Source organism: Rhizobium sp. UBA1881, from assembly GCF_002338015.1.
Lineage (GTDB): Bacteria > Pseudomonadota > Alphaproteobacteria > Rhizobiales > Rhizobiaceae > Rhizobium.
The window spans coordinates 1,400-25,699 of record NZ_DDHH01000199.1 but is presented as its reverse complement, the minus strand read 5'-3'; the positions used below and the strand labels follow the sequence as shown (position 1 = coordinate 25,699).

The following is a 24,300-nucleotide window of genomic DNA, read 5'->3' as shown; positions in this document are numbered from 1 at the left end:
CGCAAATCGCTGATCGATGGCGAACCTAGGCATTTTTGCAGCAAGGCCAAGCCGTCCTCAAGCTATGCCCTCAAGCAAATGGAAGCTAGGCGGATCTATTTTCTGAAGATTGTGGCCTTCATCACTTGATGCCAAAGCGTAAGCCAATATGCAGAGCATTGTGAATATCATCATGCCGACAATCCTTTTGGTCCACACGAAAACCCGCTCTCCTCGCTTCACGCGATTCCATTCGAATTTCAGCAGTTCCTTTGCAGCATCAACAAATTGCTTTTCGACGTCTCTTATCTTTTCCGGTGTCAGGCTCGCATTGTTTGCCGCCAAGCCCTCAAAATCTGTCATCGCTTTAGTCACAGCTTTTGCGGGAGACTCTGCTGCATTAATACGCAACGCGATCCCATGACTCGCCTCATTTAGCGATTTATAGATCGGAATGAGCACACTCTCATCGGGTAGCTTCCCGGCCGACTTGAGACGAAGAGCATCGGAGATCGCGTTTATATTGACAAGATAAGCCACGAAACACTTCCGCAACTCATCAATCCATGCCTGTCGAAACTCTGAAACCTTCTGCTCTTTCCCAATCACTAAACCCAGTAGTGAAACAAGACCAGCGATTACCGCGGCACCGACCGCCCCTACACTAATTTCGTTCATTTTTCTCGTTCGAGTTTGCTTAACCTCAAAGATGTGCATTGAGGCAAAAGCCAGTTGAATGGCAACGCGCCAAATGCAACCTATAATGACAATTCACAGCGCCGCAACAGACTTCCGCCGGAGATTTGAACGCAATGCCAGAGACTTTGACTTTTCACTTTGAGGGTGCCTTAGCAGACTCCCATAGAATGAACTTCTATGAATCAGCGCGCTTCCAGTATGCTGCGGCCCGGCTGATGGTTAAGTTGGCACAATTTCGGCAGGCGGGCAGGTTCTCTCAAAAAATCAGCGCCAAATCTAACGTTGATATCCAACTTGCTAGGCAGTCGGATGGATCGTTCAACATCAATGTTGAGGACCCTGGACAGAGCTCATCTGATGATCAATTCATCAAAATATCGCTAGCTGATTTGATCGCATACGTGAGCGAGCGGATCATAGAAAAGATCGACGAGACGACACTCAACGGTGCAGCTACCCCAAACGGTGACGATGGCATTGCTACTGCAGCTCTGGGCTCAGTCCCAAGCGCTGCCATCGAGCAGCTGGCCGATGAGCTACTGGCAGGCCGCACCCTTACTTCAGATCTACCGCCGGCGGTCCAAGATGTGATTAAACGCCGTGTAGCAGAAACCCATCGCGAACAACGACTTACTGAGAATCAAAGCGCTATATCTCGGATTGATTTCGCCCGCAGCCAAAAATTAATTGCTATGTCGGCCCCGCTGATAAGCGAGATGGCGACAGCATTACGGCAAAGCGCCGACACCCTTGAGGTTCGATCTTCATCTCACGGAGTGACTAGACCGGTTCTTTTTCTCGATCGAAAAATGGCTGCAGACATCGAGACGGCTATCGTTGATGAAGCAATTACACCCATACTGGGTGACATAACTCAGTTCAACAAGGACAATGGATGGGGAAAACTGAAAATAGAAAACGGATCAAAGACCGTCAGCTTCAGCATACCTTACGACATATTGCCAACAATGAGACAAAAGCTCATCGATAACATGAAAAAAGATTTGGTTTATCTTCAAACTTATTTCGTTCGAGATCGCACTGGGGATGTTGTCCGTCTGATTGCCGTAGGAATTTTGCCGACCCCCATCTAACGGATGCGAGACTCTTGTGACCGAAAGGTATTCTCCAGAATGACTACAACCTGGAGTTTGAACCAAGAGACTCAGCTGCGCGCCGTTCGCGATATCCAATCGCAGTAGCACCACATAGAGAGTGCGATCCGCGGCAACCGATGGAGGTTTACGATCCTGGGTGCCTACAAACGTAGGTGGGCGCCATATGTCCAAGCCCACGGGCCTGGCCAGGGACAGCTCCCTTTGGATCGAGTATGGCCCCAGGGATTGTGGTTCCTGTCGAGAGGCGCAGATCGCAACTGCTATATAAGACCGATCCATGACGTGCGCCAGAGGCTGACGCGGGCGTCCCGGATTTAATTCAAGCGCGTTCGTTCAACCCGCTTAGTTCAGAGCGGCCGGCGCCCGGCCGTTCAGCTTGTCGGTAATTCCGCGCAGCTGGCTGCTGACCTCGACGATGGCGGCCGCGATGCTCTCTTCGGTGCGGCTGGTCGCGGCCAGCACCGTGTCGCGGTTGCTGCGCAGGCTGTTGAGTTCATCTTCCAGGCTGGCGACGCGCCGCGTCAGTTCCGAGATCTCGTCCATGATCATGATGCCGGCCATGACGGTGATGCGGAGGTCGCCGATTTCGCCGAACTGATCCTTGAGATGGCCGACATAGCGGTCGAAACGGGTGGCGAGATCGGTCAGGTGATCTTCCTGCCCCTCTTCACAGGCCATGCGATAGGCCTTGCCGTCGATCGTTACCGTTACCTGAGCCATGTCCTAAGTCCTCTGCTAGCGGTCGAGAACCGCACGGATCGTCTCCATCGCCGTCACCAGACGACGCGAGACCTCGCGATTGACCTCTTCCAGCCGGTTCGCGCGGAACTCCGCTTGGTCCAGCTCCTGCGCCAGCTTGGAGCGATCGGCATGCACGCGGCGCACCTCGCCCTCGATCTCGCCGGTCTCGCGCTGCCGCTCGATCCGGGCGTCGACGGCGCTGTCGAGCGCCGAAATCGCCTGCCGGAGCTCGAGGAGCGCTGCATCGATGCTGTTGCCTGTGGATGTCATGTCTTTCCGGTTCCCCGCGCAAGACCCGCGAATCGGTAATGAGGCCCGACGCGATGTTTTCAAAAGGATATGCAGCTCGCCAACTGCCCGTCAATAAAGGCTGGAAGGCGGCAGGCGAGCTAGTTGTGGATGACTGAAATCGGCAACTCTGCCCGGGGCTCCGTTGGCGCCTCTGCCGACACCCCCACCAGCAGCCTTGTCACACGCCTGTCAACTTTTGTTAAAATCGTTGGTCAAATGTCAAAAATCGTCATTCCGAGCTCTCTAATAGGGCTTCGATTTATTGACTTGCCTGCTCCAACTGCTATTTGTGCACCCGCTCTCATTGATGGTCTCCGCAGGCTTGAGGCCATCCCCCGACACCCCGGAACAAGCGGAATAGCGATGATTTCTCCTGAACAACACGACCGGATGGCAAACGCGATCCGTTTCCTCTCAATGGATGCAGTCGAGAAGGCGAATTCCGGCCATCCGGGCATGCCGATGGGTATGGCCGATGTCGCCACCGTCCTGTTCTCCAAGTATCTGAAGTTCGATCCGCTGAAGCCGCATTGGCCAGACCGCGACCGCTTCGTGCTGTCGGCCGGCCACGGCTCGATGCTGCTCTACTCGCTGCTTTATCTAACCGGCTACCCTGATATGTCGGTTGATGACCTCCAGCAGTTCCGCCAGCTCGGCTCCAAGACCGCCGGCCACCCGGAATACGGCCACGCCACGGGCATCGAAACCACCACCGGCCCGCTCGGCCAGGGCATTGCCAATGCCGTCGGCATGGCGATCGCCGAACGCAAGCTGCGCGAGGAATTCGGCGCCGACCTGCAGGATCACTACACCTACGTGATCAACGGCGACGGCTGCCTGATGGAAGGCATCAGCCATGAAGCCATCGCGCTCGCCGGTCACCTGAAGCTCAACAAGCTCATCCTCTTCTGGGACAACAACTCGATCACCATCGACGGCGCTGTCTCGCTGTCGGATTCGACCGACCAGATCATGCGCTTCAAGGCTGTTCACTGGCACACGATCGAAGTCGACGGCCACGACCAGGCTGCGATCGCAGCAGCCATCGAAGAAGCCCACAAGTCTGACAAGCCGACCTTCATCGCTTGCAAGACCGTCATCGGCTTCGGCGCCCCGAACAAGCAGGGCAGCCACAAGGTTCACGGTTCGCCGCTCGGCGCCGAGGAAATCGCAGCCACCCGCAAGGCGCTGAACTGGGAATACGCACCCTTCGTCATCCCGAACGACGTTCTCTCCGATTGGCGCGCCGCCGGCACCCGTTCGGCTGACGCCGTCAAGGCATGGGAAGGCCGCCTCGAAAAGGCAGCGACCAAGGCCGAATTTACCCGCCGCTTCGCGGGCGACCTGCCCCAGGGCTTCGACGCCGCCATCAGCGACTACAAGAAGAAGCTCGCCGAGACCAAGCCGACGGTTGCGACCCGCAAGGCTTCCGAGGACGCTCTTGAAGTCATCAACGGCTTCCTGCCCGAGACGATCGGCGGCTCCGCCGACCTGACGCCGTCGAACAACACCAAGACCAGCCAGATGCATTCGATCACGCCGACGGACTTCGCCGGCCGCTACATGCACTGGGGCATCCGCGAGCACGGCATGGCGTCTGCCATGAACGGTATCGCGCTGCACGGCGGTCTGATCCCCTACGGCGGCGGCTTCATGATCTTCTCGGATTATTGCCGTCCTCCGATCCGCCTCGCTTCGCTGATGGGCATCCGCGTCGTCCACGTTCTCACGCACGACTCGATCGGCGTCGGCGAAGACGGCCCGACCCACCAGCCGGTCGAGCAGATGGCCTCGCTGCGCGCCATCCCGAACCTCATGATGTTCCGCCCGGCCGACGCTGTCGAAACCGCCGAGTGCTGGCAGATCGCGCTGAACACAAAGGATCGTCCGTCGGGCCTGGCGCTCACCCGCCAGAACCTCACCACGGTTCGCACCGAGTACAGCGAGAAGAACCTCTGCGAACTCGGCGCCTACACGCTGGCAGGCAATGCCGACGCCAAGGTGACGATCTTCGCTTCGGGCTCCGAAGTCGAGCTGGCCGTTGCCGCCCGCAAGACGCTTGAAGAAAAGGGCGTTACCGTCCGCGTCGTCTCGGTCCCCTCGACCGAACTGTTCTTCGAGCAGCCGGATGCCTACCGCGCCGAAATCCTCGGCAAGTCGCCGATCAAGATCGCCGTCGAAGCCGCCGTGCGCGAAGGCTGGGATGCCTTCATCGGACCGGAAGGCACCTTCATCGGCATGAAGGGCTTCGGCGCTTCGGGTCCCGCCAAGGACGTCTTCAAGAAGTTCGGCATCACGACGGAAGCCGTCGTCGCCGCTGTTGAAGCAAAGCTTTGATCTGATAAAGGAGCGCCCGAGGGCGCTCCTCACTCCATAACGCAAGCCCTACTCTCGGGAGAGAAGCACATGACTGTAAAGGTTGCCATTAACGGCTTCGGCCGTATCGGCCGCAATGTTCTCCGCGCCATCGTCGAATCCGGTCGCACGGACATCGAAGTCGTTGCCATCAACGACCTCGGCCCGGTCGAGACCAACGCGCACCTGCTGCGCTACGACTCGATCCACGGCAAGTTCCCGGCCGAAGTGAAGGTCGAAGGCGACACGATCACCGTCGGCGGCGGCAAGCCGATCAAGGTCACCGCTGTTCGCGACCCGGCACAGCTGCCGCACGGCGAACTCGGCGTCGATATCGCCATGGAATGCACCGGCATCTTCACCTCGCGCGACAAGGCCGCCGCCCACCTGACGGCCGGCGCCAAGCGCGTCATCGTTTCGGCGCCTGCCGACGGTGCCGACCTGACCGTCGTCTTCGGCGTCAACCACGACCAGCTGACCAAGGACCACCTGGTCATCTCCAACGCATCCTGCACGACGAACTGCCTCGTGCCGGTCGTCAAGGTTCTCGACGACGCTGTCGGCATCGATCATGGCTTCATGACCACGATCCACTCCTACACCGGTGACCAGCCGACGCTCGACACCATGCACAAGGACCTGTACCGCGCCCGCGCCGCAGCCCTGTCCATGATCCCGACCTCGACCGGTGCAGCCAAGGCCGTTGGCCTGGTTCTGCCGCACCTGAAGGGCAAGCTCGACGGCACGTCGATCCGCGTTCCGACCCCGAACGTTTCGGTCGTCGACTTCAAGTTCGTCGCCAAGAAGGCCACCTCGGTTGCCGAGATCAACGAAGCCATCAAGGCTGCTTCGAACGGCAAGCTGAAGGGCATCCTCGGCTACACCGACGAGCCGCTGGTTTCGCGCGACTTCAACCACGACAGCCACTCCTCGATCTTCGCCTCCGACCAGACCAAGGTCATGGAAGGCAACTTCGTGCGCGTTCTGTCCTGGTACGACAACGAGTGGGGCTTCTCCAGCCGCATGTCGGACACGGCTGTCGCCTTCGCCAAGACCATCTAAGGTCTTCGCGACCAGACTTAGGGGAGCGGCTCGGGAAACCGGGCCGCTTTTCGTTTGCCAAGACGTGCCAAGGCAGCCAAACGCGCTTGCCGTCATCCGGCCGGATGCGGTAAATTCGCTCGAAGCTGCAACGCGGTCGCGCAACGAGACGCCGAGCCGACAACGAGCGAACCACCCATGAAAATCCTGATGTTGGCAATCCTACTTGTCATGATCGCCGGTGTGCTCAGCCTGACCGTCGTCGGCGGCGGCTCCAAGCAACTCGCCAAGGGCCAGCCGCTGCTGGCCTCCTCCTCGCGACTGATGGGACCGCGATAATTGCACGCACGACGGCTGCGGGGCTGGCGTGGCGCGAACGAACACCATACTGTTAGACATCAGCGAAACGAAAGAGAATTCAATGGACTACTTCACCATCGAGATATCTGGCAAAGCCATCGCGAGTTTCCGTTCGGAAAACGCCGAGGACGCCAAGCACTTCATCGAGGCCGAGGATTTCCGCGAGGATCTGACGGTGCTCGAGACGGAAGGCAAGCCGGTATGGGATGGCAAGGCGCCACTCACCCTGCGCAAGGCGACCCCGGATGAGGCGAGCGAAGTCGAGCACGCCTACGAGTTCGACGACGACCCCTCGCGCACCATCGACGATGAATTCGTCGTCTTCCTCATCCCGATTTCGGACGCGGATGAAGACGACGGCGACGAAGAGGCCTAAGGCCAAAAAGAAATACGCGACGATTGTCCAAGAAAAGGACAGGGCAGCGATTTCTGCCCTGCTCTCGCCTGATTTGATCCTACACTTTACTCAGGATCACTCTCCAACCGTTCATTTGATTTGCCGTTAGGCGGATCGCTCAGCAGCATGATGCAGCAAAGCGCAAGGATAGCCCTTTAGGTCTACCCTTCGTTCGGATTTTGCCGTTTACTGGCAGGCATCGGACCGGAACTGGAGACGCGATACCATAGTTTTAGACAGCCGCATGCGACGGGGGGCGACACTGCGGCGATTGATATTTGCATAAAGGGGTTCGGGCATGGAAGCATTCTACATCGTCGTACTGGTATCGACGGCGCTCGTGCTTCTTGCGGCCTTCTCCAGCCTGCTCGCCTTCCGCTTCGGCGCGCCCCTGCTGCTCTTGTTTCTCGGCATCGGCCTGCTTGCCGGCAGCGACGGCCTCGGCATCGAATTCACCAACAATTATCTCGCCTATATCCTCGGCTCGATCGCGCTCGCGATCATCCTGTTCGATTCCGGCTTCGGCACCCCTGTGCAGGCCTTCAAGCTCGCCGCCGTCCCCTCGATAACGCTGGCATCGGTCGGCGTCTTGATGACGGCGTCCCTGTTTGCCGTCGCCGCCATGTGGCTTTTGAACTTCAACTGGCTCGAGGGCATGCTGCTCGGCTCCATCGTCGCCTCCACCGACGCCGCCGCCGTCTTCTTCCTGCTGCGCATCGGCGGCATCAACATTCGCGACAAGGTGCGCTCGACGCTCGAGGTCGAATCCGGCACCAACGACCCGATGGCAATCTTCCTGACCATCGCGCTGGTCGAGGTCCTGGCATCGGGCGAGCGCTATCACGGTATCAACATCGGCATGCTCGCCATGTTCGTGCAGCAGATGGGTCTCGGCGTCATCCTCGGCCTGCTCGGCGGCATGATGATCGTGCTGATCGTCGGCAGGCTGGAGACTGATCGCGGCCTGACGCCGATCTTCGTTCTGGCGCTGGCGCTCCTGGTCTTCTCGTTCACCGGCGCCGTCGGCGGCAGCGGCTTCCTCGCGGTCTACGTCGCCGGCATCTATGCCGGAAATCGCAAGCTGCCCGGCTATGCCTCGATCAAGCGTTTTCAGGACGGCATGACCTGGCTGGCGCAGATCATAATGTTCCTGGTGCTCGGCCTGCTCGCGACGCCGTCGCAGTTCGGTGCGATCGCCATCCCGGCGGTCCTGCTCGCGCTCTTCCTGATCTTCATCGCCCGGCCGCTGGCGATCTGGCTGTCGCTGCTGCCCTTCGACTACACGCAGCAGGAAATCGGCTTCGTTGCCTGGGTCGGCCTGCGCGGCGCCGTCTCCATCCTGCTTGCCATCATGCCGATCCTTGGCGGGCTGGAAAACGGCCAGGTCTACTTCAACACCGCCTTCATCATCGTGCTCGTCTCGCTGCTGGTGCAGGGCTGGACTATCAAGCCGGTCGCCAAGAAGCTCGGCCTGATCATCCCGCCGCGCATCGGCGCCGTCGACAAGGTGGAGGTCGATCTGCCGGGCGCGGCCAACCACGAACTCCTCTCCTATCGCGTCGTCAAGGACAGCCCGGTGCTGCGCGGCGAGCGTATTCCGCGCTGGGCGACACCCTCGCTCGTCATCCGCGACGGCAAGTCGATGCGCTATCAATATGCTGGCCGCCTGCGCGAGAACGACCTCGTCTACCTCTTCATCGTCCCCTCCTACTCGCGCCTGCTCGACAAGCTCTTCGCAAGCCGCGTGCCGGTTGAGGAGGACGACACCGATTTCTTCGGCGCCTTCGCCCTCTCCCCCAGCCGTCCGGCGACCGATCTCGACGCCGCCTATGGCCCCGGTCTGCTGAACGAAAACGAGAAGGGCCTGACCATCGCCGAGCTCATGAAGCAGCGCCTCGGCGGCAAGGCGGAATATGCCGACCGCGTGCGCCTCGGCTCCATCATCCTCATCGTCCGCGACCTCGACGACCACGATCATATCAGCGCGATCGGCATGTCGCTGGAGGCCGTCGAGCCGGCCGTGACGCTGCCGATCTTCATCAATATGCGCGATATCATCGACCGCGTGCATGACCGCTTCAAGAGCCGCAAGAACAAGGAGGCGGCAGCCGCCGCGGCGGGTGGAAAAGCCGACGAAAACCCGCGCTGAACGCCTTGCGTCCGCGATGATCCTTGCTATGGTCCCCGCATCTTTTCAGGCAATAAACGAACGGATTTCCCAATGCCTTCCTTCAAGACACTCGACGATCTTAACGACATTGCCGGAAAGCGCGTTCTCGTGCGCGTCGACCTCAACGTCCCGGTAAAGGACGGCAAGGTGACGGACGTAACCCGCATCGAGCGTGTCGCCCCGACCATCAAGGAACTGTCCAAGAAGGGCGCCAAGGTTATCCTTCTCGCGCACTTCGGCCGCCCCAAGGATGGCCCCTCGCCGGACCTGTCGCTGACCCTGATCGCCCCCTCGGTTGAGGCCGTTCTCGGCCATCCCGTGCAGACGGCAACCGACGTGATCGGCGAAGCAGCCGCCGGCGCTGTGGCCGCCATGAAGGATGGCGACATCCTGCTTCTCGAAAACACCCGCTTCCACAAGGGCGAGGAAAAGAACGACCCCGATTTCGTCAAGGCGCTGGTCGCCAATGGCGACATCTACGTCAACGACGCGTTTTCGGCCGCGCACCGCGCCCATGCCTCGACCGAAGGCCTCGCCCGTCATCTCCCCGCTTACGCCGGCCGCACCATGCAGGCTGAACTGGAAGCGCTGGAAAAGGGCCTCGGCCAGCCGGTCCGTCCCGTCGTTGCCATCGTCGGCGGCGCCAAGGTCTCGACCAAGATCGATCTCCTCATGAACCTCGTGAAGAAGGTCGACGCCCTCGTCATCGGCGGCGGCATGGCCAACACCTTCATCGCCGCGCGCGGCACCAGTGTCGGCAAGTCGCTCTGCGAGCATGACCTCGCCGACACCGCCCGCCAGATCATGATCGAAGCCGCCACCGCTGGCTGCGCGATCGTTCTGCCCGAGGACGGCGTCGTCGCCCGTGAATTCAAGGCGGGTGCCGCCAACGAGATCGTCGCCATCGACGCCATCCCCGATGACGCAATGATGCTCGACGTCGGCCCCAAGTCGGTCGAAGCCGTCAAGGCCTGGATCGAGCGCGCCAACACGCTGGTCTGGAACGGCCCGCTCGGCGCCTTCGAGATCGAGCCCTTCGACAAGGCAACCGTTGCCGCCGCGCAATATGCGGCAGAGCGCACCAAGGCTGGCAAGCTCACCTCGGTCGCAGGTGGCGGTGACACCGTCTCGGCGCTGAACCATGCCGGCGTTGCCGATGACTTCACCTACGTCTCGACCGCGGGCGGCGCATTCCTCGAGTGGATGGAAGGCAAGGTGCTTCCCGGCGTAGAGGTCCTCACCAAGGCCAAGTAAGTCAAACCGGGCTTCTGGCCTGTTTGGACCGTTTCATTGAAGACCGCGGGAGCCAGCGCTTTCGCGGTCTTTTCGTTGAAACTAAAACAACTTTAAACTTTCAAACGTTTGAAATGATTTCAATCGTTTCAATAGCTTACCCCAGGATTTTCCTTTTAAAATTCTTCTGGTATCGCAGATTCGACTGCCGATCGGCTTTGACAAAGAGCAAAATCCGGCCGCGATGCGCCGGCTTGAGAGAAGGAATGAAGTATGGTGGACGCGAAGATGTTGGACAGGATCAGCTCGGCGCCAGGATTCATTGCAGCGCTGGACCAGAGCGGTGGTTCGACACCCGCAGCGTTGCGCCTCTACGGCATTGCCGACAGTGATTACCAGGGTGACGAGGAAATGTTCCGCCTGATGCACGCCATGCGCGTCCGCATCATGAGCGCCCCCGCCTTCACCGGCGAAAAGATCATTGCCGCGATCCTCTTCGAGCGGACCATGGACGGCGACGTCGATGGCCAGCCGGTTCCTTCCTATCTCTGGGAAAAGCGCGGCGTCGTGCCGCTTCTCAAGATCGACAAGGGCCTGGCTGCCGAAGAAAACGGCGTCCAGATCATGAAGCCGATGCCTGAGTTGGAGACGCTCCTCGCGCGCGGCCGCGACAAGGGAATTTTCGGCACGAAGATGCGCTCGGTGATCGCAAGCGCCGACAGGACAGGCATTGCAGCCGTCGTAAAGCAGCAGTTCGAAGTGGCACGCCAGATCATCGGCAGCGGCCTCGTTCCGATCGTCGAACCTGAAGTGTCCATCAAGAGCCCGACAAAGCAGGAGGCGGAAGCCATCCTGCGCGATGAGATCGCAAAGCAGCTCGACCTGCTTCCGGCGAGCGAAAAGGTGGTGTTGAAGCTGACGATCCCGACGGTCGCCGATTTCTACGCCCCTCTGGTCGCCCACAAGCAGGTCGTGCGCGTCGTCGCCCTCTCCGGCGGCTACAGCCGCACCGACGCCTGCGAAAAGCTCAGCCACAACCACGGCATGATCGCCAGCTTCTCGCGCGCACTGACCGAAAACCTGCGCGTTTCGATGAGCGACGCAGAGTTTGACGCGAGCCTGGCCGAAACGATCAACGAGATCTACGCCGCCAGCGTCAACAAGGCCTGATCCGCGCGCAGCAGTTTCACAACCGGTCGCCTCTGGCGGCCGGTTTTTTGTTGCCATGCATTGTCATCGGTCGATTGTCACGGCGACAAGAATTCCCCTTCTGCCAAGCGGCGGCGATGGCTACTGATTGCGCTCCTGAACCATCGGAGCACGCAATGACCGCCGTTTCCTTCACCACCGTCGATGTCTTCACTTCCACCCGCTTCGAAGGCAACCCACTGGCTGTGATGACGGATGCGCGCGGCTTGAGCGATGATCAGATGCAGAAGATCGCCGCCGAGTTCGGCTATTCGGAAGTGACCTTCGTTCTGCCGCCCGAAAACCCGGAGAATACCGCCCGCGTGCGCATCTTCACGCCGACCACGGAAGTGCCCTTCGCCGGCCACCCCAATGTCGGCACCGCCTATGTGCTCGGCAATCTCGACGACATTTTCGGCCAACCGGTCGGCGCCGTCATGCGCTTCGAGGAGAAGGCCGGCGTGGTCACCGTCGACGTGCGCCGCGAACAGGGCCGCGTCGCCTCGACCGCGATCCGCGCGCCGAAGCCCCTATCGACTGGCAACACTGTCCCTGCAGACACCATCGCCCGCTGCATCGCGATCGACAGCACGAAAGTCAGCACCCGCATCCACCAGCCACTGACGACATCAGTCGGCCTGAGCTTCGTCGTCGCAGAACTCGCCGATCTCGACACGCTCGGCCGCGCCCGGCCGAACCTCGCTTATTTCCAGGATGCGGCCGGCCCAACGCTCGAGGGAAACCACGACTTCTCGCTCTTCGTCTACGTCCGCTCGGCCGACAAGCCCTGGCACATCCGCGCCCGCATGTTCGCCCCGCTCGACAACGTCCCGGAAGACCCCGCGACCGGCAGCGCCTCGGCCGCCCTCGGCGCCTACCTCGTCTCGCTGGAGCCGGAACCCGACATGACGGTATCGCTGACCATCGAGCAGGGCGTCGAGATGGGCCGCCGCAGCCTCATCGGCATCGAGGTGACGAAGACTGGCGGCGTGGTCACCGACGTTGTGATCTCGGGCGCCTGCGTCCAGGTCATGCGCGGCGTGATCGACTGCTGATCGCAACCCGCCTGAACACGACGGATCGACCCTCCCGCGCGCTTGACAGCAATCCGGCGCAAGCGATATCAAACTGGCTATCGGTAATGGATTCTGCCGAGGCCAGAAAAGGCTGAACCGCTTCCTCGACGAAGCCGATGACTCCTACTTCATTTGCCATCGCGCGAAAGGGTAGAGTCATGTTCGAAGTCTTCGTTCCATCGCACATCGCCGGCGATACCGCCCATCATCAAGGGGCAGCACTATGATCGCCTTCTCCGACATTTTCGGCATTCGCGTGCGCCAGCTTCGCGATATCGGCAAGTGGATCGCCGTCATCGTTCCGATGGCAATCGTCGTCGGCTCGCTCTGCGCATTCTTCCTCTGGGCACTCGACCTCGCGACCATCAGCCGCTTCGACCATCCCTGGCTGCTCTACGGCCTGCCCGCCGCCGGCTTCCTCATGGTGCTGGTCTACCAGACATTCGGAAAGTCCGCCGAGGGCGGCAACAACCTGATCGTCGACCAGATCCACGAACCCGGCGCCGGCGTTCCCCTGCGCATGGCACCGCTCATCCTCGTCTCCACCATCGCCACCCATCTCTTCGGCGGCTCGGCCGGCCGCGAGGGCACGGCAGTGCAGCTCGGCGGCAGCATCGCCAGCGCCGTGGCGAAACTCTTCCGCCTGTCGCCCGCCGACGTGAAAATCCTCCTCATGGGTGGCGTTGCGGCCGGCTTTGGCGCGGTATTCGGCACACCGATCGCCGGCGCCATCTTCGCGCTCGAAGTGCTGACCATCGGCCGCATGCAATATGAAGCCCTGATCCCCTGCCTGATGGCAGCAGTCACCGGCGACTGGGCCTGCCATGCCTGGGGCATCGAGCACACGCATTACCACATCGCCTATCTCGCCGACGCGCCCGCCAATATCTTCCATCTCGATGCGATCCTGCTCACAAAGGTCGCCATCGCCGGCGTCATCTTCGGGCTCGCGGCGAAATCCTTCGCGGAACTCTCCCACGCAGCCTCGGCACTGTTCAAGAAGCTCCTACCCTACGCCCCGCTGCGCCCCGTTCTGGCCGGGCTGATCCTGATCGGCCTCGTCCATCTGCTCGGCACTCGCGCTTATCTCGGCCTCGGCGTCTGGTCGCCTGACGCCGCCGATCCCACCATCGCCGGCTTCTTTGCGCCCGGCGTTGTCGACTACTGGAGTTGGCTCCGGAAGGCACTCTTCACCATCGTCACGCTTAGTGCCGGCTTCAAGGGCGGCGAGGTCACGCCGCTCTTCTTCATCGGCGCCGCACTCGGCAATGCGCTGGCAGCCCTCCTCGGCGCGCCGTCCGATCTCTTCGCCGGGCTCGGCTTCGTGGCCATCTTCGCCGGCGCCACCAACACGCCGCTCGCCTGCATGATCATGGGCATCGAGCTCTTCGGCGCCACCCACGCCGTCTACCTCGCCGTCGCCTGCTTCCTCGCCTATCTCTGCAGCGGCCATTCGAGCATCTATCTGGCCCAACGCCTCGGCGTCCCGAAGCGGCGCGCCATCAGCCCCATCCCCTCAGGCGTCTCGCTCCGCCATATCAGGGAGCGGAAGGTGCCGGCTGTCGAAGGTGTCGAGAAATGACAAAATGAAAACGCCCGCCACGAGAATGCGGCGGGCGACTTGTTCTGCATTCGGCTACGCGGCACTTGAAAACAGATAAGGTCGGCGCTCGGTCTCGCTCGCCTTGAAGGAATGCCGCAGATGCAGCAGATCCTTGCGCGCGATCAGCCCGACCAGCCGCTTCGTCTGCGGATCGATGACGGGGATGCGTCCCTCACCCGAGTTCAGCATGATATCCGTGACATGCCCGACCGTATCATCCGCAAGCGCATAGGCGATCTCGGCGTTCGAGGTCGCGTCGACAACGCTGGCATCATCTGCCACGTCCTGCTGATGCCACCGCAGCACATCGGCGCGGGAGACCAGGCCGAGCAACACGCGCTGCTCGTCGACGACGGGATAGACGCGATGCGTCTTCTCGGCCGTCTCGAAGAAGGTCTTCACCTCACCCACGGTCTGCCGGGCAGAGAGCACGTCGACATCGACGATCATGATGTCGCGGGCGCGTGTCAGCTCGAACGGATCGATACCGTATTCGCGCGTGATGTGCTGGCCGCGCCTAGCGATCTTTTCCGTGAGGATCGACCGCCGGAGCACGAGTACCGTCACCGCATAGGCGGACACCGTGGCGGCAAGGAGCGGCAGAAGCGCCGACAGGTCTCCGGTCAGCTCCACCGCGAAGAAGGTTCCGGTCAACGGCGCGCGCATCGTGCCGCCCATCATCGCGGCCATGCCGATCAGCGCCCAAAAGCCCTGGTCGCCTGGCAGAAACAGCCCGGCCAGCCAGCCGATCGCCCCACCGAAGATGAGCAGCGGCGCCAGCACGCCACCAGAGGTGCCGGATGACAGCGCGATCAGCCAGATCGCCACCTTCACGGCGAGGATGGTGAGGACGGCGACCGGAAGCACGTTGCTGTGCAGCAGATCCTCTATGATATCGTAGCCGACGCCAAGCGCGCGCGGCTCGATCAGCCCGCCGAGCCCGATGAACAACCCGCCGATCGCCGGGCACCACATCCAGTGAACAGGCAAGGCCTCGAACAGGTCCTCGACCTTGTAGAGGAGCACCGTCAGAAGACCGGACGCGAAGCCTGTGAGAATGCCGAGCCCGGCGCAGAGCGCAATCCCCCACCAGGGCAGGTTCATGTCGAAATGCGCGGGAAACAGCGGACCGGCGCCAAACAGAAACGGCCGCCAGCAAGCGGACACGCAGGCAGCCACGGCAACCGGAATGAAGCTTCTCGGTTTCCATTCGAACAGCAGCAATTCGACCGCCAGGAGAAGTGCCGCGATCGGCGTGCCGAAGATCGCCGTCATCCCAGCGGCAGCCCCCGCCACCAGCAGAGACTTGCGCTCCGCCGAGCTCATCTCGAAGCATTGCGCGAAGAGCGAACCGATCGCGCCGCCGGTCATGATGATCGGCCCTTCAGCTCCGAACGGGCCACCGGTGCCGATCGAGATCGCCGACGACAGCGGCTTGAGCACCGCCACCTTCGGCGACATCCGGCTTCCGCCGATCAGGATGGCCTCGATGGCCTCAGGGATGCCGTGTCCCCTGATCTTCTCCGAGCCGAAGCGCGCCATCAGCCCGATGATCAGGCCGCCGATGACAGGCACGACAAGCATCCACAGCGACGGACGCGCATGCGCCAAGCTCTCGGCAACGAGGCTGAACTTTCCGAACCAGACGACATTCGAGACAAGTGAGATCAGGCTGACCAGCAGCCACGCCGCAAACGCGCCGCCGGTGCCGACGACGACGGCCATCGCGATCAGCGCCAACACGCGCCTGTCGGTGGTGAAATCGCCCGCCGCGCGGCGCGGCAGCAGGGAGGCGGCATTGGGGGATGTATCGGGAGGAAGAGATTTTGGGGGCATCGTCGATCCTGTCTGGTGTTTATCTGCGCGCTCAAATATATCGTATTACGATACAAATCAAGAGACCGATCCCTCGCGTCTCATAACGCGCGCACCTCGCGCCGCGGGCTTTGCGGATGGCGGCGATAACGGCTAGAGATCGCCCTAACTTTCATGGGCGTTGACGGAAGGATGTGGCGATGCGGGACGATCTGTCGGAGGAGGATTACGAAGCGCTTGCGAACCTTCGCCACACACTGCGCCGTTTCATGGATTTCAGCGCCTCGGCCGCGCTTGAAGCCGGCCTGCCCGCGCAGCAGCATCAGGCGCTGCTCGCCATCAAGGGACACCGCGCCCCCGATCCGATGACCGTCGGGCTGCTCGCAGAACGGCTGATCATCGCGCCGCATACCGCCACCGAACTGGTAGGGCGTCTCGAGGCAGCCGGCTACGTCAGCCGCCGCCCCGACCCCAACGACCGCCGCCGCCAGACGCTCATGCTGACCGACCAGGCCGAGGCCGTCCTCAACCAGCTGACGACCATCCACCTCAAGGAAATCCGCGAAATGGCGCCGCGCCTGATCGGCATCCTCCAGAGCATTCAGGAGGAAACGCCGCTGCCGGATGATCCGTGGTCGGCATAAGATGTCGACGACGCCTCGGACAGCCCCTCAAGGCGCTCCGTTGATCTCGACGATGTTGAGATCAGGGTCGCGAAGATAAAGCTGCGGGAACCCGGCCAGCCCGGTGCGGAAAACCAGCATGTGCTTGGGATCGCCTTCGGGCAGATCCCCGCTGAAGCCGAGGGCGGCGAGGCGTTCGAGAACGCCCTCGAAGTCATCGGTCCGAAACGCGAAGTGCCAGTCGTTGCGATCGATGACCGGCCGTTGCCGGAAGGTGCCCTCGGGATGCACGACGAGGTGGACCTGCAGACTGCCGCAGGCGAGCCACGCCCCTCCCACCGGAAAGTCCGGCCGAGGGATTTCGGAAAGACCAAAGACATCGCGGTAAAACGGAAGAGATGTCTCCAGGTCATCAGTGATGATCGACACGTGATGCAGGGCAAGCATGTCCTCTCCCCCAAGAAGCGTCCAAGCAACCATCACAATAGCCGAAACAGCAGCCTGACACCATCTGAGGGGTCACCCTCTTCCCGCGACCGGCGTCTCCACAACCAATTGCGCCTAAACAAACAGATCCCGCCCAAGCAGCGCAAGCGCCCATATCGCGAAGGCAAACAGCGCGATCTTCCAGAAATCCGCGCGCTTTCTGAGGCCCGGAAGACCGAGCGGCTTGATCAGGTGCACCACCATCGCAAGCATCAGGAGAAGCGCGATCAGCTTCGTCATGTCTTTATTTTTCCATATGTTCTTGATGTCACAGGACGGACATTATTTCGCGCGACGAGTGGCTCTAAATACGCCGTAAAGGCATTCGGGGAGACAATCAACATTTCAAAGACTGGGCAGCATCGTGTGCTGCCATATGTCTTTGTGCATGTAAGCTGAGTTGCATGGGGGGCCAATGAAACGAAATCTTCTATCCGTCGCCGCACTTCTGTTCGGCACGCTCTTTCTGTTCATGGGCAATGGCCTGCAAGGCATCCTCCTCCCCGTCCGCGGCAATCTCGAAGGTTATGCGACCACCACGCTCGGCCTGCTCGGCACTTCCTGGGCAGCAGGCTTCGTCATCGGTTGCCTGGTTGCGCCGAAGATGGTCAGCCGCGTCGGACATGTGCGCGCCTTCTCCGGCTTCATCTCGATCATCGCCATCATCGCGCTGGTAAGCGGCATCGCCGTTCATCCGGTCTGGTGGGTGCTCTTGCGCGCCGTCACCGGCTTTGCCACGGCCGGCACCTCGATGATCATCGAGAGCTGGCTGAACGAACGCGCGACAAACGAGAGCCGCGGCGCGATCTTCTCGCTCTATATCGCCATCACCTTGATCGGCGTCGTCGCCGGCCAGATGATGATCCCGCTCGAGGATGTGCGCACACCCATCCTCTTCATGATCTGCGGCATCTTCTATTGCATCGCCATGCTGCCGACGCTGCTGTCGACCGCCGCCTCGCCGCAGCCGCTGAAGGCCGTGAAACTCGATCTCAAGGCGCTCTATCGCAATTCGCCGGTCTCCTGCCTCGGCATTCTCCTGGTCGGCATTGCCAACGGCGCCTATGGCACGCTGGGCGCCGTCTTCGGCGCCGGCGCCGGCCTCTCGGATACCTCGATCGCCATCATGATGAGCTCGACCATCTTTGCTGGCGCCGTCATGCAGCTTCCGGCCGGTCGCCTTTCCGACCGCATCGACCGCCGCTACGTGCTCGCCGCCATGTCGGCGATCGCAGCCCTCGCCGGGCTGATGCTCGTCGTCCTCCACCCCTCCTCGCCCGCCTTCATCATCACGCTGGTGGTACTTTACGGCGCGGTTGCCAACACGCTCTATCCGATCGCCGTCGCCCACGCCAACGACTACGCCTCCTCGGAAGACTTCGTGAAGGTCTCCGGCGGCCTGCTGCTGCTTTACGGTATCGGCACCATCATCGGCCCGACGATCGGCGGCCCGGTCATGTCGATGGCAAGCCCGCACGCACTGTTCCTGGTGACCGCGCTCGCCCACGTGCTGATCACCGCTTACGCGATCATCCGCAGCCGCGCGCGCGCCGCCATTCCGGCAAGCGACCGCGACGCCTTCACCACCATCCCGACAGCCACATCGCAGATGATGACGCCCGAGGGCATGACGCTGGCCGATCGCGGGCAGAACAAGACGCCGGAGCCGCCGATGGAGCCGGCAACCCGATAGACTTGGAATGCGGAGACCGCCGGGCGCTTGCCCGCCGACACGAGGACGGAGGACCGAACATGAGCTTCATGGATGACGACCGGCCGCAGAAGAAACCGAATCACGAGATCGGCATGGACCTGTCGATGATGTCGGTGGACGAGCTCAACGCGCGTATCGACATGCTCAAGGCCGAGATTTCGCGCATTGAGCAGGAAGCGGCGCGCAAGGCATCGGGAAGATTGGCCGCAGAAAACCTCTTCAAATCCTGAGCCGGCAAAACCCCGGATTTGATTTATAGCCGCCGCGCAAGTGTTAATTCGGCACACACTTAATGAGGCGTTAAGCTTTCTAATGTATTGATGTGCTCATCCGGACTTGCTCTGGATCTCAGACAGTTTCCCATGCGGTGAATTGGTCTGATTTTTCTCCCTGTTTTACCTTGAGAGCCGCTTTTGCGGCTCTCCTTTTTCGCATTGGCTGGGGACGAAAACCACGAAACTGTGGAAGTTAACCCTTTATTAAGAAACGCCTTGCGCTATTAGGCTAAAACTACCATCTTTAAAGTCATTAAGGCCGACCGGTGAAACCTTTTGGGACCGGCCTGCGTTACCTGATCAATAAGTAGATGCGTGCAACAGGGACCCTTTAAATGTCAGAGCTTGGATTGAACACGATCAGTTTTGCAGGACGCGCTGCCGCATCGTCGCAGTTTAAGACATTGTACTCCGAGGGCATGTCGCTGGTCGAAGAGACCGCCGCCTATCTGGATGGCAATGGCCGCACCGCATCCAAGGTTCTGCCGCGCATGGCATCGGTTCTCTACGCAGCAGAATCCATGCGCCTCACCACCCGCCTTATGCAGATGGCCTCCTGGCTCCTCCTGCAGCGCGCCGTCAACAATGGCGAAATGTCGCGCGATCAGGTTCTGGCCGAAAAGAACAAGGTCCGCCTCGACGGCTTCAACGTCGACCGCAATGCTCCGGGCTGGGGCGACCTGCCGGAAGCCTTCCGCGACCTGATCGAACGCTCGCTGCGCCTGCAGAACCGCGTCGCCCTGCTCGACCGCGAAATCTATCGCCCGAACGAAGCAGCGATCGTGCCTGATAACCAGAACAGCGTACAGGCCCAGCTCAGCCTGCTGCAGACGGCATTCGGCAACAACTGATCCATTCAAAGTAGACTGCATAAACCGGCTGCGTTCCCTGCGCGGCCGGTTTTTTGTTGTCTGGACCTCAGCCGCCAAACGGCTTTCAGCTTGAGAGCATAGCCCAGACGCAAAAAAGCCCCGCTTTCGCAGGGCTCCTTCGAAATCAGTGCAACAGCAGCGATTAGAGGCCGAGGCCGCCGAAACGCTTGTTGAACTTGGAAACGCGGCCACCGCGGTCCATGAGCTGCTGATTGCCGCCCGTCCAGGCCGGGTGCGACTTGGAATCGATTTCGAGGTTCATCACGGCGCCTTCAGAACCCCAGGTCGAGCGGGTTTCGTATTCGGTGCCGTCGGTCATGACTACCTTGATGGTGTGGTAGTCGGGATGGATTTCAGCCTTCATAACAATCTTCCTGCGATGTCACGTCCATTTGACGCACCACGTTGCGACAAGAGGACCGATTGAATAAATGAAGCCGCAGTCGCTACTGGCTACGGCTTCCCATTAGGATGCGGTGCCTATACATGAAGGCCATTAGGATAACAAGAGCCATCGACCGTGTTGCACGGTGTTGAAGGCTGCTGGAGATTGAATTGACAGACGCAATGCAGACCGAGAAGAAAAAGTCCCGCTCGCTGAAACCTCTCGGCAGACTGACGCCTTACGTCATGCGTTATCGCGGCCTCGTCACCGGCGCCCTCTTCTCGCTGGCGCTCGCCGCCGTCACCTCGCTGGCGCTTCCGCTTGCCGTGCGGCGCATGATCGACCACGGCTTCAGCCACTCCGACGGCCGCTTCATCAACAGCTACTTCGTCATGCTCATGGTCATGGCGGTCGTTCTCGCCATATCGAGCGCGCTGCGCTACTTCTTCGTCATCACGCTTGGCGAGCGCATCGTCTCCGATCTCCGCCGCGACGTCTTCGCGCATGTGACGCGGTTGTCCGCCTCCTTCTTCGACGTCAACCAGTCCGGCGAAATCGTCTCGCGGCTGACGGCCGATACGACGCAGATCAAGTCCGCCGTCGGCGCCACCGCCTCGGTCGCGCTGCGCAACATGATCCTGTGTCTCGGCGCCATCGTCATGATGGTCGTCACCTCGCCGAAGCTCGCCAGCCTCGTGCTGTTGGCGATACCCCTTATCGTCTTCCCGCTGGTCGCCTTCGGCCGCTCGGTGCGCAAGCGTTCGCGCGCGGCACAGGATACGCTGGCCGAAGCCTCCGCCTTCGCCAACGAAACCATCGCCGCTACCCGCACTGTCCAGGCCTTCGGCGGCGAAACGGCAGCAGCAAACCGCTATGGAGCAGCCGTAGAAGCCGCCTTCACCGCCGCCCGCGCCGCCATCCGCTCGCGCTCGCTTCTCACGGGCATCGCCATCACGTTGATCTTCGGCAGCGTCGTCGCCGTCCTCTGGGTCGGCGCGCACAATGTGCTTGAGGGCACGCTGTCTGCCGGCACGCTCGGCCAGTTTCTGCTCTATTCCGTCATCGCCGCCGGCTCGCTCGGCGCACTGTCGGAAGTCTGGGGCGAGCTGTCGCAGGCAGCCGGCGCCGCCGACCGCCTGACCGAACTGCTCGACGAAGTCTCCCCGATCGTAACGCCAGCCAACCCGACCGCCCTGCCCGATCCGAGCCTCGGCCGCGTCGAGTTCACAGACGTCCACTTCGCCTACCCCTCGCGCCCCGACACATCGGCGCTGCATGGCCTGAGCTTCGCGGTCAAGCCGGGCGAGACTGTCGCCATCGTCGGCCCGTCCGGCGCCGGCAAGACCACCATATTCTCGCTGCTGCTGCATTTCTACGACCCGCAGCAGGGCGCCGTCATGATCGATGGCGTCGATGCGCGCCAGACCGATACCGACGGCCTGCGCAAGCGCATCGCCATCGTCCCCCAGGACGTCACTATCTTCGCAGCCTCCATCCACGACAACATCGCCTTCGGCCGCCCGACCGCCACGCGCGAGGAAGTCCGCGCCGCCGCCATCGCCGCCCAGGCCGACGAGTTCATCGCGCGGCTCGGTGAGGGCTACGACACCACGGTTGGCGAACGCGGCATCATGCTGTCGGGCGGCCAGCGCCAGCGCATCGCCATCGCCCGCGCCATCCTCAAGAACGCCCCGATCCTGCTCCTCGACGAAGCTACCTCGGCGCTGGATGCTGAAAGCGAAACCCTCGTCCAGCGCGCCCTAGATGGCCTCATGGAAGGCCGCACCACCCTGATCATCGCCCACCGCCTCGCAACCGTCCTCAAGGCCGACCGCATCCTGGTCCTCGATCAGGGCCGCGTCGTCGAGGAAGGCACCCACCAGAGCCTCGTGCGCCACGGCGGCATCTACGCCAAGCTGGCCCGGCTGCAGTTTGATGCGGGTGCGGAGGAGCTGCTTGCGGCGGTGAAGTGACGGTCGGAGTGAGGTTTCCACTAGGGATTGAAATCCCAAAGGCGTTACAATAGCGTTGAACCATATCCAGAGCGCGGGAGGTCAGGCACTATGAACAGCAAAAGTCCTAAGCCGCTTCCGCGCTTCTCTACCGACCAGCAGGCCGAGGATTTCGTCGCCGATGCAGATCTGACCGAATTCGATCTCTCCTCCGGCCGCGACATATTGTTTGAGAGAAGCCAGCCTCCTCAAGGACACACCCACCCAAACATCCCGATGGAATAATTGGATTTTTTGTTTTAGGCTGCGCTTGCAGATTTAAACAACATCCTGATTCCGGGAGACAATCGATGTATAAGTTCGAAGTTTATAAGGACAAGGCAGGCGAGTTCCGTTTCCGTTTCAAGGCATCGAACGGCGAGACGATGTTCGGCTCCGAAGGCTACAAGGCCAAGGCGTCGGCGCTGAACGCCATCGAATCCATCAAGAAAAACTCTCCCGGCGCCGTCATCGACGACACCACCAAGGCGGCTGACGCCTGATACATCAAAGGCGGCACCTCAGGGCGCCGCCTTTTTCTTTTGTGCTGCTGGGCCATGAACGGTTGCGATGCCGCGCCGTTACTTGCGCAAGCGCAACTCACCCCGTCACTTCTCGGTCAGCTTCAGCTCGATACGTCGGTTGGTCGCCCGCGCTTCGGGCGTATCGCCGGGCGCAATCGGCTGATACTCGCCGAAGCCGGCGGCTACCAGCCGGTCGGCCGGGACGCCCTGCGCGATCAGGAACTTGACCACCGAGATCGCGCGCGCCGAAGACAGCTGCCAGTTGTCGGCGAAGCGGCCGGTGCCGGCGAGCGGCACGTTGTCGGTATGACCATCGACACGGAGCACCCAGTTGATCTCCGGCGGAATTTCCTTGGCGACGTCGAGCAGCGCTGCCGCGAGCTTGGCCATCTCCGTCTGGCCGTCTGGATTGAGATCGGCGCCGCCGGAAGGGAAAAGCACTTCCGACTGGAAAACGAAACGGTCGCCAACGATGCGTATGTTCTCGCGGTCAGACAGGATCTCACGCAGCCGTCCGAAGAAGTCCGAGCGGTAACGGTTGAGCTCCTGTACGCGCGCGGCAAGCGCCACGTTGAGGCGGCGGCCGAGATCGGCGATCTTCGTCTGCGACTGCTGGTCCTTCTGCTCGGAGGCCTGCAGCGCCACCTCGACGGCGGCGATCTGGTTGCGCAGCGCCGCGATCTGCTGGTTGAGCAACTCGACCTGGCTCATCGCCCGGTCGCTCATCTGTTTCTGTTCGTCGAGCTCCTTGGTGAGCGAGCCGATCCGCTGCTGCGCCGCGTCCTGGCCGCCGGAGCCGGCCGAAAGCAGCGACTGCAGCCGCGAGCGCTCGCCCTCGGCGGTCGCAAGCGAGGCCTGCAGGTTGGCGACACTATCCTCGAGATCCTGCTTGCTGCCCTTTTCGAGCGCGAGCAGCTGCGTCAGTTCGTTGATCTGGCTGTTCAGCCGGTTCATCACCTCGTCGCGGCCGGATATTTCGCGGCTGAGAATAAACTGCCCGACGACGAACACCGTGAGCAGGAACATCACCGCGATCAGAAGCGTCGACAGCGCGTCGACAAAGCCGGGCCAGTAGTCGACCGTGCGTTCGCGGCGACGGTTGCGGGCAAAAGCCATGGCTTACTTGCCCTCGCTCTTTTCGGTCTGTGGCATCCGTTGCGGCCGGTCGGTCGCCGCGTGCTTTTCCTGCGCACCGATCCGTTCGGCCAGCCGGTCGAGCGTGCGGCGCATGGCCTTAGCCTCGTCCTGCTGCGCCTCGATCCAGTCGCGCAGCATCTGCTGCTCATTGCGCATGTTCTTGACCAGCCCCTGTATACCCTCGGCGAGATTGGCCATGGCCGCGACCGAACGCTGGCTGCCGCCGC

25 protein-coding genes, 1 other RNA gene, 1 pseudogene and 1 riboswitch are annotated in these 24,300 nt (G+C 61.4%); of the genes and pseudogenes, 17 read left to right on the top strand and 10 right to left on the bottom strand.

Translation table 11 applies throughout. The annotated features are described in order from the left end of the window. Positions 1 to 57 precede the first annotated feature (57 nt). Positions 58 to 657: a hypothetical protein gene (locus tag B3605_RS24840; RefSeq protein ID WP_112944907.1), complete on the bottom strand. Its 600-nt coding sequence runs from the start codon at positions 655 to 657 to the stop codon at positions 58 to 60. Between the two features lie 188 nt (positions 658 to 845). Between B3605_RS24840 and B3605_RS24835 the strand changes: the two genes are divergently transcribed. Beyond that, positions 846 to 1,772, top strand: coding sequence for a hypothetical protein (locus B3605_RS24835; protein WP_296436803.1), 927 nt, complete (start codon positions 846 to 848; stop codon positions 1,770 to 1,772). A gap of 121 nt (positions 1,773 to 1,893) precedes the next feature. On the opposite strand, the gene ssrS is transcribed toward B3605_RS24835, so the two are convergent. The 3 genes from ssrS to B3605_RS24820 all read right to left on the bottom strand — a co-directional run bounded on the left by ssrS (position 1,894) and on the right by B3605_RS24820 (position 2,807). Then, a non-coding RNA gene (gene ssrS, locus B3605_RS24830) (6S RNA) lies at positions 1,894 to 2,052 on the bottom strand. Positions 2,053 to 2,138: 86 nt separating this feature from the next. After that, complete coding sequence (locus B3605_RS24825) at positions 2,139 to 2,516, bottom strand: cell division protein ZapA (protein ID WP_018899663.1); 378 nt, start codon at positions 2,514 to 2,516, stop codon at positions 2,139 to 2,141. 15 nt (positions 2,517 to 2,531) lie between these two features. Continuing rightward, entirely contained in the window at positions 2,532 to 2,807 is a 276-nt protein-coding gene (locus B3605_RS24820; RefSeq protein ID WP_018899664.1) for a DUF4164 domain-containing protein, read from the bottom strand. Between the two features lie 384 nt (positions 2,808 to 3,191). Between B3605_RS24820 and tkt the strand changes: the two genes are divergently transcribed. From tkt to B3605_RS24775, 9 genes are all read left to right on the top strand, one after another. After that, a complete protein-coding gene (gene tkt, locus B3605_RS24815; RefSeq protein WP_047509385.1) occupies positions 3,192 to 5,165 on the top strand; it encodes a transketolase in 1,974 nt (657 codons plus the stop codon). Between the two features lie 69 nt (positions 5,166 to 5,234). After that, a complete protein-coding gene (gap, locus tag B3605_RS24810) occupies positions 5,235 to 6,245 on the top strand; it encodes a type I glyceraldehyde-3-phosphate dehydrogenase (RefSeq protein WP_112944905.1) in 1,011 nt (336 codons plus the stop codon). A 189-nt stretch (positions 6,246 to 6,434) separates the two neighbouring features. After that, on the top strand, positions 6,435 to 6,563 hold the full coding sequence (locus tag B3605_RS24805; protein ID WP_280637050.1) for a hypothetical protein: 129 nt from the start codon (positions 6,435 to 6,437) through the stop codon (positions 6,561 to 6,563). Between the two features lie 82 nt (positions 6,564 to 6,645). Continuing rightward, a complete protein-coding gene (locus B3605_RS24800; protein ID WP_112944904.1) occupies positions 6,646 to 6,960 on the top strand; it encodes a hypothetical protein in 315 nt (104 codons plus the stop codon). Positions 6,961 to 7,279: 319 nt separating this feature from the next. Next, entirely contained in the window at positions 7,280 to 9,130 is a 1,851-nt protein-coding gene (locus B3605_RS24795; RefSeq protein ID WP_112944903.1) for a potassium/proton antiporter, read from the top strand. Positions 9,131 to 9,202: 72 nt separating this feature from the next. Continuing rightward, positions 9,203 to 10,405 carry a phosphoglycerate kinase gene (locus B3605_RS24790; protein WP_112944902.1) on the top strand — a complete coding sequence of 401 codons (1,203 nt, stop codon included), beginning with the start codon at positions 9,203 to 9,205 and terminating at the stop codon, positions 10,403 to 10,405. A 252-nt stretch (positions 10,406 to 10,657) separates the two neighbouring features. After that, positions 10,658 to 11,554, top strand: a complete 897-nt coding sequence (locus B3605_RS24785) for a fructose bisphosphate aldolase (RefSeq protein WP_112944901.1) — start codon at positions 10,658 to 10,660, stop codon at positions 11,552 to 11,554. A 155-nt stretch (positions 11,555 to 11,709) separates the two neighbouring features. Then, entirely contained in the window at positions 11,710 to 12,627 is a 918-nt protein-coding gene (locus B3605_RS24780; protein WP_112944900.1) for a PhzF family phenazine biosynthesis protein, read from the top strand. 73 nt (positions 12,628 to 12,700) lie between these two features. Then, positions 12,701 to 12,781, top strand: a riboswitch (Fluoride riboswitch). 90 nt (positions 12,782 to 12,871) lie between these two features. After that, positions 12,872 to 14,230: a voltage-gated chloride channel family protein gene (locus B3605_RS24775; RefSeq protein ID WP_112944899.1), complete on the top strand. Its 1,359-nt coding sequence runs from the start codon at positions 12,872 to 12,874 to the stop codon at positions 14,228 to 14,230. Positions 14,231 to 14,284: 54 nt separating this feature from the next. Here the strand turns inward: B3605_RS24775 and B3605_RS24770 are convergent, their stop codons facing one another. Next, entirely contained in the window at positions 14,285 to 16,087 is a 1,803-nt protein-coding gene (locus B3605_RS24770) for a chloride channel protein (protein ID WP_112944898.1), read from the bottom strand. 179 nt (positions 16,088 to 16,266) lie between these two features. On the opposite strand from B3605_RS24770, the gene B3605_RS24765 reads away from it, so the two are divergent. Further along, positions 16,267 to 16,710, top strand: a complete 444-nt coding sequence (locus B3605_RS24765) for a MarR family winged helix-turn-helix transcriptional regulator (protein WP_112944897.1) — start codon at positions 16,267 to 16,269, stop codon at positions 16,708 to 16,710. A 27-nt stretch (positions 16,711 to 16,737) separates the two neighbouring features. On the opposite strand, the gene B3605_RS24760 is transcribed toward B3605_RS24765, so the two are convergent. Together B3605_RS24760 and B3605_RS24755 are read right to left on the bottom strand one after the other, a co-directional pair. Next, positions 16,738 to 17,136, bottom strand: a complete 399-nt coding sequence (locus tag B3605_RS24760; RefSeq protein ID WP_112944896.1) for a VOC family protein — start codon at positions 17,134 to 17,136, stop codon at positions 16,738 to 16,740. A 114-nt stretch (positions 17,137 to 17,250) separates the two neighbouring features. Beyond that, a complete protein-coding gene (locus tag B3605_RS24755; protein WP_183795154.1) occupies positions 17,251 to 17,415 on the bottom strand; it encodes a hypothetical protein in 165 nt (54 codons plus the stop codon). 175 nt (positions 17,416 to 17,590) lie between these two features. Here B3605_RS24755 and B3605_RS24750 point away from each other — a divergent pair, with 175 nt between their 5' ends. The 3 genes from B3605_RS24750 (at position 17,591) to B3605_RS24740 (ending at position 20,015) form a co-directional block, all read left to right on the top strand. After that, on the top strand, positions 17,591 to 18,868 hold the full coding sequence (locus tag B3605_RS24750) for an MFS transporter (RefSeq protein ID WP_018899678.1): 1,278 nt from the start codon (positions 17,591 to 17,593) through the stop codon (positions 18,866 to 18,868). A 59-nt stretch (positions 18,869 to 18,927) separates the two neighbouring features. After that, entirely contained in the window at positions 18,928 to 19,119 is a 192-nt protein-coding gene (locus B3605_RS24745) for a DUF1192 domain-containing protein (RefSeq protein ID WP_018899679.1), read from the top strand. 380 nt (positions 19,120 to 19,499) lie between these two features. Next, the gene (locus B3605_RS24740; RefSeq protein ID WP_026283232.1) at positions 19,500 to 20,015 is read left to right on the top strand and encodes a DUF1465 family protein; all 516 of its coding nucleotides are present in this window, start codon (positions 19,500 to 19,502) and stop codon (positions 20,013 to 20,015) included. A 163-nt stretch (positions 20,016 to 20,178) separates the two neighbouring features. Here B3605_RS24740 and rpmE read toward each other — a convergent pair whose 3' ends face one another. Then, positions 20,179 to 20,400 (bottom strand): 50S ribosomal protein L31, encoded by a 222-nt coding sequence (gene rpmE / locus B3605_RS24735; protein ID WP_037182697.1) that lies wholly within the window; start codon positions 20,398 to 20,400, stop codon positions 20,179 to 20,181. A 203-nt stretch (positions 20,401 to 20,603) separates the two neighbouring features. On the opposite strand from rpmE, the gene B3605_RS24730 reads away from it, so the two are divergent. The 3 genes from B3605_RS24730 (at position 20,604) to B3605_RS24720 (ending at position 22,915) form a co-directional block, all read left to right on the top strand. Further along, positions 20,604 to 22,394 carry an ABC transporter transmembrane domain-containing protein gene (locus B3605_RS24730; RefSeq protein ID WP_112944895.1) on the top strand — a complete coding sequence of 597 codons (1,791 nt, stop codon included), beginning with the start codon at positions 20,604 to 20,606 and terminating at the stop codon, positions 22,392 to 22,394. Positions 22,395 to 22,484: 90 nt separating this feature from the next. Then, on the top strand, positions 22,485 to 22,658 hold the full coding sequence (locus tag B3605_RS24725) for a CopG family antitoxin (RefSeq protein ID WP_162725237.1): 174 nt from the start codon (positions 22,485 to 22,487) through the stop codon (positions 22,656 to 22,658). Positions 22,659 to 22,723: 65 nt separating this feature from the next. Then, complete coding sequence (locus B3605_RS24720; protein ID WP_112944894.1) at positions 22,724 to 22,915, top strand: YegP family protein; 192 nt, start codon at positions 22,724 to 22,726, stop codon at positions 22,913 to 22,915. A 105-nt stretch (positions 22,916 to 23,020) separates the two neighbouring features. Here B3605_RS24720 and B3605_RS24715 read toward each other — a convergent pair whose 3' ends face one another. Both B3605_RS24715 and B3605_RS24710 read right to left on the bottom strand, forming a co-directional pair. After that, complete coding sequence (locus B3605_RS24715; protein ID WP_296436802.1) at positions 23,021 to 24,052, bottom strand: peptidoglycan -binding protein; 1,032 nt, start codon at positions 24,050 to 24,052, stop codon at positions 23,021 to 23,023. A 3-nt stretch (positions 24,053 to 24,055) separates the two neighbouring features. Then, positions 24,056 to 24,300 (bottom strand): annotated as a pseudogene (locus B3605_RS24710) (flagellar motor protein MotA); the annotation flags it as partial.